The organism is Alkalihalobacillus sp. MEB130, from assembly GCF_032335535.1.
Lineage (GTDB): Bacteria > Bacillota > Bacilli > Bacillales > Bacillaceae_D > Halalkalibacter.
The window spans coordinates 17,903-31,587 of the sequence record NZ_JAOANA010000020.1; the positions used below are offsets into that span (position 1 = coordinate 17,903).

The 13,685-nt window shown below is 37.2% G+C and carries 14 protein-coding genes; 2 read left to right on the forward strand and 12 right to left on the reverse strand.

Features of this window, described 5'->3' with window-relative positions; translation table 11 throughout:
* Positions 1-525: 525 nt before the first annotated feature.
* Together N0O92_RS17910 and N0O92_RS17915 are read left to right on the forward strand one after the other, a co-directional pair.
* Positions 526-1,533 carry a DUF3231 family protein gene (locus N0O92_RS17910; RefSeq protein ID WP_315616037.1) on the forward strand — a complete coding sequence of 336 codons (1,008 nt, stop codon included), beginning with the start codon at positions 526-528 and terminating at the stop codon, positions 1,531-1,533.
* Positions 1,534-1,735: 202 nt separating this feature from the next.
* Positions 1,736-2,308, forward strand: coding sequence for a LysM peptidoglycan-binding domain-containing protein (locus N0O92_RS17915; protein WP_315616038.1), 573 nt, complete (start codon positions 1,736-1,738; stop codon positions 2,306-2,308).
* Positions 2,309-2,650: 342 nt separating this feature from the next.
* Here the strand turns inward: N0O92_RS17915 and N0O92_RS17920 are convergent, their stop codons facing one another.
* The 12 genes from N0O92_RS17920 to N0O92_RS17975 form a co-directional block, all read right to left on the reverse strand.
* A complete protein-coding gene (locus tag N0O92_RS17920; RefSeq protein WP_315616039.1) occupies positions 2,651-3,508 on the reverse strand; it encodes a class II fructose-bisphosphate aldolase in 858 nt (285 codons plus the stop codon).
* 67 nt (positions 3,509-3,575) lie between these two features.
* A complete protein-coding gene (gene pfkA, locus N0O92_RS17925) occupies positions 3,576-4,535 on the reverse strand; it encodes a 6-phosphofructokinase (protein WP_315616040.1) in 960 nt (319 codons plus the stop codon).
* Positions 4,536-4,808: 273 nt separating this feature from the next.
* Positions 4,809-5,780 carry an aldo/keto reductase gene (locus N0O92_RS17930; protein ID WP_315616041.1) on the reverse strand — a complete coding sequence of 324 codons (972 nt, stop codon included), beginning with the start codon at positions 5,778-5,780 and terminating at the stop codon, positions 4,809-4,811.
* An 11-nt stretch (positions 5,781-5,791) separates the two neighbouring features.
* A complete protein-coding gene (locus N0O92_RS17935) occupies positions 5,792-7,072 on the reverse strand; it encodes a TRAP transporter large permease (RefSeq protein ID WP_315616042.1) in 1,281 nt (426 codons plus the stop codon).
* An 8-nt stretch (positions 7,073-7,080) separates the two neighbouring features.
* On the reverse strand, positions 7,081-7,554 hold the full coding sequence (locus N0O92_RS17940) for a TRAP transporter small permease (protein ID WP_315616043.1): 474 nt from the start codon (positions 7,552-7,554) through the stop codon (positions 7,081-7,083).
* Positions 7,555-7,627: 73 nt separating this feature from the next.
* Entirely contained in the window at positions 7,628-8,662 is a 1,035-nt protein-coding gene (locus tag N0O92_RS17945) for a TRAP transporter substrate-binding protein (RefSeq protein WP_315616044.1), read from the reverse strand.
* A 93-nt stretch (positions 8,663-8,755) separates the two neighbouring features.
* On the reverse strand, positions 8,756-9,772 hold the full coding sequence (locus N0O92_RS17950) for a zinc-dependent alcohol dehydrogenase (protein ID WP_315616045.1): 1,017 nt from the start codon (positions 9,770-9,772) through the stop codon (positions 8,756-8,758).
* A 383-nt stretch (positions 9,773-10,155) separates the two neighbouring features.
* Positions 10,156-10,866, reverse strand: a complete 711-nt coding sequence (locus N0O92_RS17955; protein WP_315616096.1) for a FadR/GntR family transcriptional regulator — start codon at positions 10,864-10,866, stop codon at positions 10,156-10,158.
* Between the two features lie 255 nt (positions 10,867-11,121).
* Entirely contained in the window at positions 11,122-11,568 is a 447-nt protein-coding gene (rpiB, locus tag N0O92_RS17960; protein WP_315616046.1) for a ribose 5-phosphate isomerase B, read from the reverse strand.
* Between the two features lie 117 nt (positions 11,569-11,685).
* Complete coding sequence (locus N0O92_RS17965; protein WP_315616047.1) at positions 11,686-11,814, reverse strand: GapA-binding peptide SR1P; 129 nt, start codon at positions 11,812-11,814, stop codon at positions 11,686-11,688.
* A gap of 261 nt (positions 11,815-12,075) precedes the next feature.
* Positions 12,076-12,777, reverse strand: a complete 702-nt coding sequence (locus N0O92_RS17970) for a FadR/GntR family transcriptional regulator (protein ID WP_315616048.1) — start codon at positions 12,775-12,777, stop codon at positions 12,076-12,078.
* Between the two features lie 117 nt (positions 12,778-12,894).
* Entirely contained in the window at positions 12,895-13,653 is a 759-nt protein-coding gene (locus tag N0O92_RS17975) for an SDR family NAD(P)-dependent oxidoreductase (RefSeq protein ID WP_315616049.1), read from the reverse strand.
* Positions 13,654-13,685 lie beyond the last annotated feature (32 nt).

Below are 13,685 nucleotides of genomic sequence, written 5' to 3' on the forward strand. Positions count from 1 at the left end.
ATATAAAAGACCATTTGAGGATATGCTTAATTTGTAATTTTACGTTCTCCTGTGGAAGGTCTTTCATGCAAAGTAAGAACAGTAAAGGCGTGATAAAGTAGATATGGATAATGCGTAATCCCTTTAAATGTAACGTATGGGACTGAAACTCCCACAGAATCCGCCTTTTAAAAAAATAGTAATAAGACGAATTAATAAACGCAATGTATAGCAATGCTTTGAAAAACTTGGGAAGCAGTCGCCAAGTTTCCCGTCGGAAGTTTAAGAAAACAAGGAAAGTCGATAGAATGATATGCCGCATGTCATGGTCCTTTCAAACGATGTAGGCTAGTACAGCTTTAGGATATCCACAATGCGCTTGAATGATGTAAGTAGAAAAGAGCTAACTTTTGCGTTTGTTGTAGAACAACTACATAATGAAGAAAAATGGCACCTTAAATTTTCACTTCGTTACCTAAGGGCCCGAATAAAACTATTTATAACAACAAATTATAACGGTAATTATGTTCTAAGGAGAGAAAGTCCATGATAGAAGAGCATCCAACCAAATTAACCTCTTCAGAAATTGCCGCACTTTGGAGTAGTTTTCAAAATAACAGCATGGCCATCTGTGTTTTTAAGTATTTTTTAGAAAATGTTGAAGATCAAGAAATCAAAGCTATTGTAGAATACGCACTACATATCTCAGAGGAAAATCTTACCCTATCTGAACAAATTCTACATGATGACCAACAACCTATTCCTATTGGTTTTAAAGATGAAGATGTCAATCCTAATGCCCCACGTCTTTACTCAGATGCGTTTTATTTATACTACATTAAGAATATGGCAAAGGTAGGATTATCTATTTACGGTGTAGCTCTGGCAACTTCAGCAAAATCCAGTGTCCGTGAATTTTTAAGTAATGCGATAAAATTATCAACAAATTTGTACAACAAAACAAGTGATGTTTTATTGTCTAAAGGATTATATGTAAGACCACCTTATGTCTCAACAACGAAAGAAATTGATTTTATCGATCAGAAAAATTATAAAGGTGGTCTATTGAACATAAACCGTAGACCCATTAATGTGATTGAAATTACTCATGTTTATGCCAATATTGAAACGAATGTAATTGGACAAGTATTATTAATTGGACTTTCACAAGTGGCAAAGTCTAAAAAAGTACGTCAATACTGCACGAAAGGAAAAGAAATAGCTACCAAACATGTTAAACTATTCTCCACCATTTTAACTGACGATGACATTCCTGTACCCATGCCATCAGACCTTAACGTATCTAACTCACAAATCGCACCATTCTCAGATAAACTAATCATGTTCCATACAGCATTATTGATACAATCTAGTACGTCAAACTACGCAACAGCAGCTGCAGCTAGTTTACGAACGGATATAACTACAACGTACGTTCGTTTAGCAACAGAAGTCAGTTCCTACGCTAATGACGGGATTAACATTATGATTGATAATAGTTGGATAGAAGAACCACCTCAAATAGTAAACAAGAAAAACGTTTCTAATGAATAAGCTAGGTAATTAGCTGAGTAAAATGGAAGCATAGTTAAGTCTCGCACTACCACGAATGCAGGAGGAGGTAGATTTCCTTCTCCCCCCTTGAAATAATTGGATTTCTTGTTCGAACCAAATACCCTGCCCCCAAAAAACCATACCCATCTTACCCGTTTCCACATACTATATAATAAGGTTTCTACGATTGGGAGGCAGACTTATGTATAGACAGCGAGCAAGAATACCAGGAAATTGTCCACAAGGGTTTTTAGGTCGGTATACCGTACTTCCAGGTGACACGTTTTATACCATTGCGCAAATGTTTAGAGTACGAATAGAAGCACTTGCAGTCAACAATCCCCATATTCCAAATCCTAATATTATATTCCCCGGAGACATCCTCTGCGTTCCAGGTTTAATCCCTTACCCCTGCTGTACGTCTTTACAGCCCCGGGGGCGTGCACCATTCGGTACTGGCGGCGTAGCTTATGTGAATGTTGGTCCAAGAGGAGGTCAGGCTGTAAGCATAATGGCAACCTTACCACAACCTCAAGTTTTCGGTGATTTTGACAAGTATACAGGTGAAATTATGATTCCCCGGACTGGCAGCTTTAGAAACCAGTTATTCGCTACTCCCGAAGACCCACCTACTTGGTCATCCCGAATAGACCTTCCTACCGCTGCATCCATTACACCAAACTCGCGTGTGTTAGTACGCCCTATTCATTCGTTGACCGGCACTTTAGGTGCTCCTGTCTTAGAAGGAATCATTCTCGCTGGAAATTGCCAATAACATCAATAGAAGCAAAAAGAGCTGTCCTTCGTCATGTGTGACCAAGAGGCAGCTCTTGTTTATGCAGTGCCAGGCACTTTTCGATCATGCAAGCGGACACCAGATTCGCTATTTTCTCAAAAACTAGCATTTAAAAGGTTTGGCGGACACAGAATCCTCTATTTGCTAAAATTAGCTACCTTACCACCCTTCAAACACGAAATAGCGGAACCACTGTCCGCTAACATCGCAAAAACACTGTTTTTTTTAAAATAGCGGAACGTGGGTCCGCTTGAGACGATGATACCCATTAAGATAGGTGAATCCTCGCGATAATTCCTATTCTAGTCGCCAAACCCTTTACTAACATTTACCGGAAGATCCAAATGCACGCATTTTTCCAATAACTGTTTCTTTAATAGCCTCTCTACCTGGTCCTATAAATTTACGTGGATCGTATACTTCTTTATCGCTACTTAAAACTTCACGCGCAACCTGAGTAAATGCAATTTGGTTTTCTGTGTTAACGTTAATTTTTGCAGTTCCTAATGATATGGCTTTTTGAATTTGTTCAGTCGGAATACCAGTACCACCATGCAATACTAATGGCAAATCAATCGTTTTACAGATCTCATCCATCTCGTTAAACCCTAACTTAGGCTCACCTTTGTAAGGACCATGAACAGAACCTAATGCTGGTGCTAGACAATCTATCCCTGTTTGTTTGACAAGTTCTTGACATTCTTTTGGATCAGCATAAATAACACCTTCTGCCACTACATCATCCTCTTGCCCACCAACTGTGCCTAGCTCCGCTTCTACCGATACTCCCCGTTTATGGGCGTACTCAACAACTTGCTTTGTTATTTTTACATTCTCTTCAAATGGAGAATGAGAAGCGTCAATCATTACGGATGTGAATCCAGCATCAATTGCTGCTTTACACTTCTCAAAACTAGAACCATGGTCTAAATGAATGGCTACTGGGACAGTTATTTGCGATTCCTCAATAAGAGCTTTTACTATTGCTGTAACAACTTTAAATCCTCCCATATAACGAGCTGCACCTTCAGATACTCCAAGGATTACAGGCGACCTCTCTTCTTGGGCAGCATTTAATATCGCTTGCGTCCATTCTAAGTTATTGATATTAAACTGACCAACAGCGTACCCTTCCTTTAATGCCTTATTTAACATGTCTTTCATAGATTCTAAAGCCAATTTTAAATCCCCCTTAGTAAAAATAAAATTAATTAGCAATTATTTCACTATTCACTAAAAACTATAGTTAAATTGATAAACTTCTGGCTAATTCATAATCTGACATATTCAAAATGTGTTTTTCTTCTGCTGCTTTCTCAAAAGGCAAATGAATGAGTTGACAATCTTTCCACCCAACCATTACTTCTTTTTCACCCTCTATTAATAGATCGATAGCTTTAGCCCCCATCCTGCTAGCCATCATTCGATCGTAAGCAGTAGGCGTTCCACCCCGCTGGAGCAGACCTAAAACTACTACCCTTGACTCTAGATTTAATTTTTCATGAAGCTTCTTTTTAAGTTCTTCTCCAGTACAAACACCTTCTGCTAAAACGATAATACTATGCATTTTCCCACGTTCTTGTCCTTTTTTTATTCGAGTGAGAACATCATGTAGTTGATATGATACTTCTGGAATAATAATAGATTCTGCACCAGAGCATAAGCCTGTCCATAAGGCAATATCACCAGCTTGGCGGCCCATTACTTCTATAATACAGATCCGTTCATGAGAATAGGCAGTGTCCCTTATTTTATCAATGGCTTCCACAACCGTATTAATAGCTGTATCAAAACCAATCGAATAGTCGGTACCAGCAATATCGTTATCTATTGTTCCAGGAATCCCAATTGTAGGAAACCCTTGGGCTGTTAATTTACTTGCACCTATAAATGACCCATCCCCACCGATCACAATCAATCCATCAATACCGGCTTTCTTTAATGATTGTATTGCTTTTTGCTGGCCTGCGGTTGTTTTAAAGAATTCACTACGAGCACTCCTTAAAATCGTTCCGCCACGGTGAATGATATCTCCCACACTACCGAGTTCCATTTTATGAAAATCACCATCCATAAGTCCTGTGTACCCATGTCTGACCCCATAAACTTCAAGGCCATTATAAATACCATGTCTAACAACTGCTCGAATAGATGCATTCATTCCAGGGGCATCCCCACCACTTGTTAAAACGGCTACCTTTTTCATACTTATCCTCCAAACTTCTGATTTAATCTATAGATGGTAAAAATCGGTATACCTTAAAATAAAGTAGATTTATGTTTTATAAATCACTACTTCTTTACCCTTAATTTGTATACTTGTATACCAAGTACCCTATGTAGAGTTTACTTTTGGAAATCATTGTTGTCAATAATAAGTTGGTAACAATACCCTTGTTTAAATGAGCGAAATCACACACCATATAAAAGAAAAAAAGTAATAGAGAAAGTCCCTATTACTTTTTTAAAGGGAAGAGTTCTAAAACATCTCCTCCGTTCGGTCTGTAGCAAGTGGTGGTGCAACAGATAATCTAGTAATCTCTTCACGCCATTCTTTGGTCATCTTAATTTCTAGGGATGCCAAGGCAGCGTTCAATTGTTCAAGATTTCTTGCACCTATAATAGGGGCTGTTACTCCTGGATGAGACATCACCCATGAGATGGCAAGTGAAGCTGGATGGATTCCTCTTTCTTCAGCATGTGCAGAAAACAGCTCAGCCACTTCATAGTTGCTTTGATCGGAATAACGTTTTGTGTACGCCGCGTTTTCCACCAATCTCCCCAATGCTGGCCTTTTATCTACGCCATATTTCCCTGTTAATAAGCCACCACCAAGAGGACTGTAGGTAATCACACCTACTTGTTCAGATTGAGCGAGTGGTAAGATTTCTACTTCTGCTTGGCGTTTTACCAGATTGTACATTGGTTGAATTAATTCAAACCGAGCTAATTGGTCTTTTGCAGATATCCCGAGTGCTTTTGCAATTTGCCATGCTGCCCAATTGCTTACTGCCGGGTACAAGATTTTCCCTTGAGACTGCAAATCATCTAATGCCCTTAACGTTTCATCCATAGGTGTCGTTGGATCAAACTGGTGAACAAAATAAAAGTCAATTCGATCGGTCTTCAATCTTCTTAAACTATTTTCCACTTCGAGCATAATCTGGCGGCGCGATAACCCTCTAGCATTTATGTCGGTGCTCATTGGATTATATACTTTGCTCGAAAGGATCATCTCATCTCGACAATCAGAGATACACTCCCCTAAGATTTCCTCTGCTGCCCCATTAGAATAGGAGTTGGCACAATCAAAAAAGTTAATTCCTGCTTCACGTGTTCGATAAAACATTTCCCTCGAAGTTTCTTTGTCGGCACCTCCTCCAAATGACATCGTTCCAAAACACAAACTTGATACCTTTACTCCTGTTTTTCCAACTGTACGGTATTCCAAATCTATCTCCCCTATCTAAAGAAGTCTGTTAAAAATAAAGATAGCTCAGGAATAAGTGTTACAACAGCTAAACTTAAAATCATCGCAATAAAAAAAGGCATTGTCGCTCTTGCTAACGTTTCTATGCTTAATCCTGAAATTCCTGATCCAACAAATAGGTTGACCCCTACTGGTGGCGTAATAAAACCAATCGCTAAGTTTATAATCATAATAATCCCGAAATGAATTGGATCCACTCCTATACTTATCGCAATTGGCAATAAAATTGGAACTAAAATAATAATCGCTGCGACTGTATCCATGACCATACCAACAAATAAAAGTAAAATAATTAAAAATAACATAATAATGATCGGGTTCGAAGAAATACTTAACAAAAGGTCTGCAACCATTTTCGGGATTTGTTCCAACGTTAGTATTCTTCCAAATGCATTGGCAGTTCCGATAATAATTAAAATAGTTGCAGAAGTAAGAGCAGCATCTTGTATAACTTTAGGAAATTTCTTTATGGATAATTCCTTGTAAACAAAAACACTTACCACTGTCGCATACACAACTGCTACTACTGCAGCTTCTGTTGGGGTGAAAATACCTCCATATATCCCACCTAAAATAATCACAGGGATAAGTATTGCCCATTTTGCTTCATTAACAGCTATTACGACTCTTTTTAACGTGAATTTTTCTCCATTTCCTTTGTAATTTTTCTTCTTCGAATAAATGTAACACCATACCATCATAACGACCCCAACAAGAATACCTGGTAAAATCCCTGCTATAAACATATCTCCAATCGAAACGCTTCCAGCAACCCCATAAATAACCATCGGGATACTAGGCGGAATAATAATACCTAATGAACCAGCTGCTACAACTACCGCAGTCGCAAATTTTTTATCGTATCCATACCCTACCATTGCAGGGATCATAATGCCTCCTACTGCGGCAACGGTAGCAGGACCTGACCCAGAAATAGCAGCAAAAAACATACAAGTTAAAACGGCTGCTATAGCAAAACCTCCAGTAAGATTCCCTACAAAAACATTTGCTAATTTAAAAAGCCGTTCTGAAATTCCTCCTTTTCCCATTATTTCGCCCGCTAATATGAAGAATGGAACGGCCATTAATGGAAAAGAGTCTGTAGATTGAACTAAACTTTGTGCAAGATATTGAATAGAAACTACATCAGCAAAGATAATTGTCAAAAGTGTCGCTAATCCAAGCGAAATGCCAATCGGTACTGTTAGGAGTAGAAAAAACGCAAAACTCCCAAATAACACAAGTGCAGTCATACTACCACCTACTCCTCAGATTTAAATGTTTGAATTTGAATTTTCATTTGCTGAATGATTCTAATCGCAGTTAATAATAATCCAACCATCGGAGCTGCATAGACCCATTGCATTGGAAGATTCATTGCCGGGGAACTCCGTGTCATGTTGGCCACAACCTCAAAACTATAGTAAGCAAGCAGAACAGCAAAAATGAAGAATGTTAGATTTGCACAGATGCCTAATACTAATTGGCCTTTCCGTTTAAATAGTAAAGCAAATGCATCTACTTTAATATGCGCTTGTCTTTTCACTCCATAACTGACTCCGATATAAATCAACCAAATAAATGCATATCTAGCTAGTTCTTCTGACCAAACTAAAGATGAATCAAGAATATAGCGCATGAAGACTTGCACGAAAACAACGACAACAGTGAGAATACTTAAAACTGTAAGTATAAACGACTCTATGTTCTTATCTAACCAATGTAAAACTTTCATAATTGGCCCCCTCTGATGAAAAAGCAGAACCTACCTAAGATATAGTTAGGATAGATTCTGCTTTTCAATTGAACTATTGTTGAGCATTAAGAATACTATCAATAAGATCCTTTCCATAAACATCTTCATACTCTGCATAGACTGCTTGTGATGCTTCTCTAAACGATGCAATATCAGGACGGTTCACTTTCATTCCTGCTTCTTCTAATTCAGCAAGTAATGTAGCTTCATCTTCCTTAACTTTATTTCTATGAAACTCAGAAGTCTCCACTACACTTGACTGGATAATCTCTTGTTGTTCAGGTGTTAGAGTGTTCCAGAATTGATCACTAATCGCTATCGTTGTTGGGGCATAAGAATGTCCCGTTAAGCTTAAGTAGTCCTGGACTTCAGAGAACTTACTTGCGTGAATGTTGGAAATAGGATTTTCCTGCCCATCAACCGTACCTTGTTGCAATGCCATATACAATTCACCAAACGCCATCGGAGTAGGGTTCGATCCAAGAGCCCTAAAGATACTGATTAGAATAGGCATTTCAGGTGTTCTGATTTTCATTCCTTTTAAATCTTCCACTGTTTCAATTGGTTTTTTACTATTTGTAACATGTCTAAATCCATTTTCTAAATGACCTAACACTCTTAAGTTATCATCTAATAACGGTTCAAATACTGCCTGCCCAATCTCACCATCTAATGCTTCCCAAGCTTGCTCATTTGTTTCAAATAAAAACGGCAATCCAAAAACATCCACTTTAGGCTCATATTGTGCAAACGTGCTCGCTGCTACCATTTGAATATCATCGAATGCAACCCCTTCCACCATCTGCGGTTCGCTTCCTAATACTTCATTTGGAAATACCTCAACAGTGATTTGGTTGTCTGACTTTTCCTCAACTAATGATTTAAATTTCAATGCAGCCTCATGTCTTGAATTTGATTCAGCTGCACTATGTGCAAATTTAATCTTAACTTCTTCTCCACTACTATCACTTGTTATCTCAATCTCAGATTCGGTCTCGTTCGTTGTTTGTTCTCCCCCGCATGCTGCTAATAGAGAAATCATGACAATTAAAATCATAGAGATAAAACCCTTACTTCGTTTATTCATTTTTTATTCCCCCTACATTTTGTTTTATATAAAAATAGATATGTAAAACACCTATTTTTCTAAAAAGTGTACAGCTTAAAAAAGGTAACTTTATTAAAAATCTACTATTATCTTGATAGGATAACCTTCTTTAGTTAAAGCCACTTCCATCGCCCGACTGATCTCATTAAAATCAAATCGGTGTGTGATAAGTGATTCCATTTGATATCGTTTACTTGCTATTAAGTTAATTGCTGTTTCAAAATCTTCTTTAACATACATTGCTGAGCCAAGCATTTGCGTTTCCGTAATCATTAGTGCATTTAAATCAATGGCTATCTTTTCCTCAAACAAAGCAATGGAAATAACTTTCCCTTTTCTTTTAATGACTGAGAACGCTTCTTTAATGACAGATTCATGACCAGCTGAAAGGAAAACATGATCAAATTCACCAATATAATCTGAGGCATACTGTTTTAATGATTGCTTAGTTATATTTACTACATCTGTAGCACATAGTGTTTTCGCTACTTCCAAATTGACATCTATTGCATCTGTTAAACAAATGGTTGTAGCTCCTTTATCATGCGCTGCAATCGCTGTCATAAGTCCAATAGGTCCAGAGCCAAGAATGGCTACTTTATCACCATTTCTTACATCCGCAACATTCACTGCATGAACCCCTACAGCTAATGGCTCTGTCAAGACTGCTAGTTCAGGAGAAACTGTATCTGGGATCGTATATACAGTTCGCTCCGGAGCCACCATATACTCTGCAAATCCTCCATCCCATTTCGGAGTTCCAAGGACAACTTTATCTTTACATAAGTTGTAGTGACCTTCCCTACATGGTTGACAATAACCACAGCTACTTTGTGGTTCAATGGTCACTATGTCTCCAATTTTCCGACTAGTTACGTTATCACCAATTTCTTTAACTCTGCCAATTATTTCATGGCCTAATATGCTTGGAGGAAAGCGAAAAGGATGATTTCCCATATAGGCGTGGACATCAGAACCACAAATCCCCGCTTTGATGACTTGAATTAGTACTTCGTGATCTTCAAGTTTCGGCATCTCTTTTTCTAGTAATGTCATATGATTGTTCCGGTCAAACAAAGCTACTTTCAAAATAATCCCTCCAGTCTTTAACTCTTTTTTTAAAAGGTAGAAAACCGACAAAGAAAACGCTTTCAATATACATTAAAAATTTAACTAGCATAAAAGCGATATCGGAAACAAACCCAATTTAGACAGCTACATTTCAAACTAAAGGAAAAAGCCGTTGCTTCCAATTGTTGTATCCTTGACCACTTGTCTACTAAGTGACCTTATAATCACAGTATACGTTTAGAGTGCATTGATGTCAATCAATTAATTTATAAATCTTAATTTGAATGTAACTAACATATAGATTAGCAATACATTTAGTTTGATAATTGACTAAAAAAAGGAATGAACGGAACAAGAAAATGGCTTCTTGTTCCGTTCATTCCTTTTGTCTTATAACTTTATTAGTCCTTCCAATATCTATCGTACAAATTTTGCATATGGGAAGTCATTAATTTTACGGCTTCTTTTTCATTGTGATCTTCTATGGCCTTTATGATCATTTGATGCTCTTTAAAGTTTACTTCTCTATAATCTGGTCGAGTCACAGTACGATCTCGAATAAATTGCCACATTTTCTGTTGTTTCATTGCACTGCTTATAGCTGACATAATTTTAACAAATAGATCATTGTGAGAAGCCTTTGCTATTGCGTAGTGTAATGCCTCATCTGTTTCCGGAGCATATATGCCATCCTTTGTTTCTTCTTCCATCTTCTTAATTATCATACGAAGCTCGTTAATATCTTCATCCGTAGCTCGTAACGCCGCATATTTAATAATTTGAGGCTCAATATTCATTCTTGCCTCAACAATATCTTCTGGAGAAGTTGAATCCCACATATTACCTGATTGGGATGTTTCAGTAGATGTTTGGGTATTTTTAACGTAAACCCCTTCTCCTTGACGTGAATAAATTAGACCATTCAATTCTAGGGCACTTAGTGCTTGTCTTACAGGTGCACGGCTTACTCCAAACTGCTCACATAGTTCTCTTTCTGCAGGCAATTTATCTCCAATATTGAACGTACCGGATTGAATTTCAGAAAGAATTTGATTATAAATTTGTATATATAATTTATTACTGGATACTCGATTAAAGCTAATAATAATCACTTCTCTCAATAATTATTCTTTTAATGATTATATTTTTATAAACATATTTAATTATAAGCTTTTCTATTTTAAAGGGCAATACTAACAGAAATGAAAATATGTATGCTTTTTATGAGTGAGTGGCATACCTGTAGAACTCCCCACTATCTACATAGATTATGTAAGTGAGACGGAAGCAGGTTAAATTCTCCCCGATTTTTTATTACAATCATGAAGAAGGCTACAAGTACACTTGTAGCCTTCTTCATGATTTACTTATATTGATACCTTTTCATATGCTGCAACTTTATTTACACGGTTTGCATGTCTTCCACCTTCAAAAGAGGTTGTTAACCAAATCTTAGCTATCTCACGGGCTAACCCTGGACCGATTACACGCTCCCCCATAGCTAAAATATTAGAATCATTATGCTCTCTTGTTGCTTTAGCACTAAACATATCATGAACAAGGGCGCAGCGAATCCCCTTTACCTTATTTGCTGCAATACTCATACCAATACCTGTTCCGCAGATTAAAATGCCTCGATCTACTTCACCCGTTATTACCTTTTCAGCTACCGGGATCGCATAGTCAGGGTAATCAACAGATGCTTCGCATTCACACCCTAAATCTAGATACTCTATATTCATCTCATCCATTAAAGAAATAATTTCTTTCCGAATGTTTATCCCCCCATGATCAGATGCAATGGCTACTTTCATTTTACTTCCCCCTTGTAATGATACATGATACGATTCATGAACAATCCGTCATTATCTATTTCAAATTACCCTATAATCATTTGAAACCCTTTACATTTTCTGCAGTAAAAAATGGTTTTATTTTTTTTCCAAAGTAGCTCTTTTTTTCTTCTCACAGCCATCACACTTAGAATAAAGAACAGTTACCTTTTCATCATGAAAGTGATCGACCGTCTTAGAACAATCCTGGCAAACAATAGTACCCATATTAATAACCCTCCTCGTGTGTAATGACTAACTTGTATACTTGTCTACTAAGTAAACCTATAAGTGAATTTTACTTTTGTTCACCCTAATTGTCAATAGAATTAAAGCGATGCTTTAACATTTTCTTGATAATGAAATTTAAAGAGAGTTAGAGTGAAGATAAAGTAGGAATAATACTTTAAAAATATTATTCCTTTTTTTATAAAAAGTTTGAGTGGAGAACGAGTTTTTACCTCTATTTACTAACGTTAACTATTTTACTTAACCCTTCCAGTATCTCTCATATAAATTTTGCATATGAGTAGTCATTAATTCCACTGCAGCATTTTCATTATGGTCTTCGATCGCTTTGATTAGTGATTGGTGTTCTTTAAAATTGATTTCTCTATAATCCGGTCTAGTTACCGTTCGATCTCGAATAAAATGCCACATTTCCTGTTGCTTCATCGAATTACTAATAGCCGACATAAATTGAATAAATAAATCATTTTGAGATGCTTTTGCTATCTGGCTGTGTAATGTTTCATCTGTTTCGGGCACATAAATTCCTGCTTTTGTTTCTTCTTCCATCTTTGTTAAGGTTGCTCGAAGTCCCACAATATCCTCTTCAGTTGCTCTTAAGGCTGCAAATTGAATAATGAGCGGCTCAATGTTCATTCTTGCTTCTACAATATCTTCTGGTGAGACTGATTCCAAAAAAAACGCTGATTGAGAGTTTTGAGCTACTGTCTCCTTGTTTTTCACATACACGCCTTCGCCTTGTCGGGAATAAATGACACCATTTAATTCCAATGCACTGAGTGCTTGTCTAATGGGGGCACGGCTTACACCGAACTGTTCACAAAGTTCTCTTTCTGAGGGCAGTTTATCACCTATTTCGAATGAGCCTAACTTTATTTCTGATAATATTTGATAATAGATTTGTATATATAGTTTTTTATTGGCTACAGGATTAAAGCTCATATTACACCTCCTCATTGATACTTCCTGTTAAACTTGGAGAAAGTATTTTTAGTAAATTAAACACTTTTACACAGGCAATCCCCTCCGGGATGCCTGTGTAATTTACATAAAAACGTATTAATCCATGTGTGAACCACCGTTTATATCTATTTCCTCGCCTGTGATATACGATGCTTCTGTTGAAGCTAAAAAGGCAATTGTTGATGCAATTTCATCCGTTTCGCCAGGTCTTCCCATCGGGATTCCATCAATGACTTTTTTCGCATCTTCTTCAGGAAGAGCCTTCCAAATTTCAGTATTAATAAGTCCTGGAGCAACCGAATTAACAGTGATTCCATCTAAAGCCACTTCACGAGCAAGGTTCTTCGAGAAACCTAACACCGCTGCTTTTGAAGCAGAATAGTGAGCACCACCGAATACTCCACCACCTCTTTTAGCTGAAACAGATGAAAGGTTAATAATTCTTCCAAATTGTTGTTTTTTCATTGGCTCTAGTACTGCTTGGGTGCACAGGAATAATCCATACATATTAACATTAAAGACTCTTGCCATATCTTCCACTGTCATATCTGCAACGGTTACTTTTTGTGAGATTCCTGCATTATTGACAAGAATATCTATTCTTCCATAAGTCTCCACCACTTTTTCAACCATTGCGTCTACAGAATCTTTATCTGTAACATTTAATTCTACTCCTAAAGCATTTCCTCCAGCTTCTTCAATCGCCTTTACAGTACCTTCGATTCCTTCTAAATTTAAATCAGCGACAACAATTGAAGCTCCTTGTTTAGCAAGTGTTAGTGCAATAGTACGTCCAATTCCTTTTGGTGATCCACTACCTGTTACAATAGCTACTCTATCTTTTAATTCAAACATTTATCATTCACTCCTAGAGTCATAGTTAATTG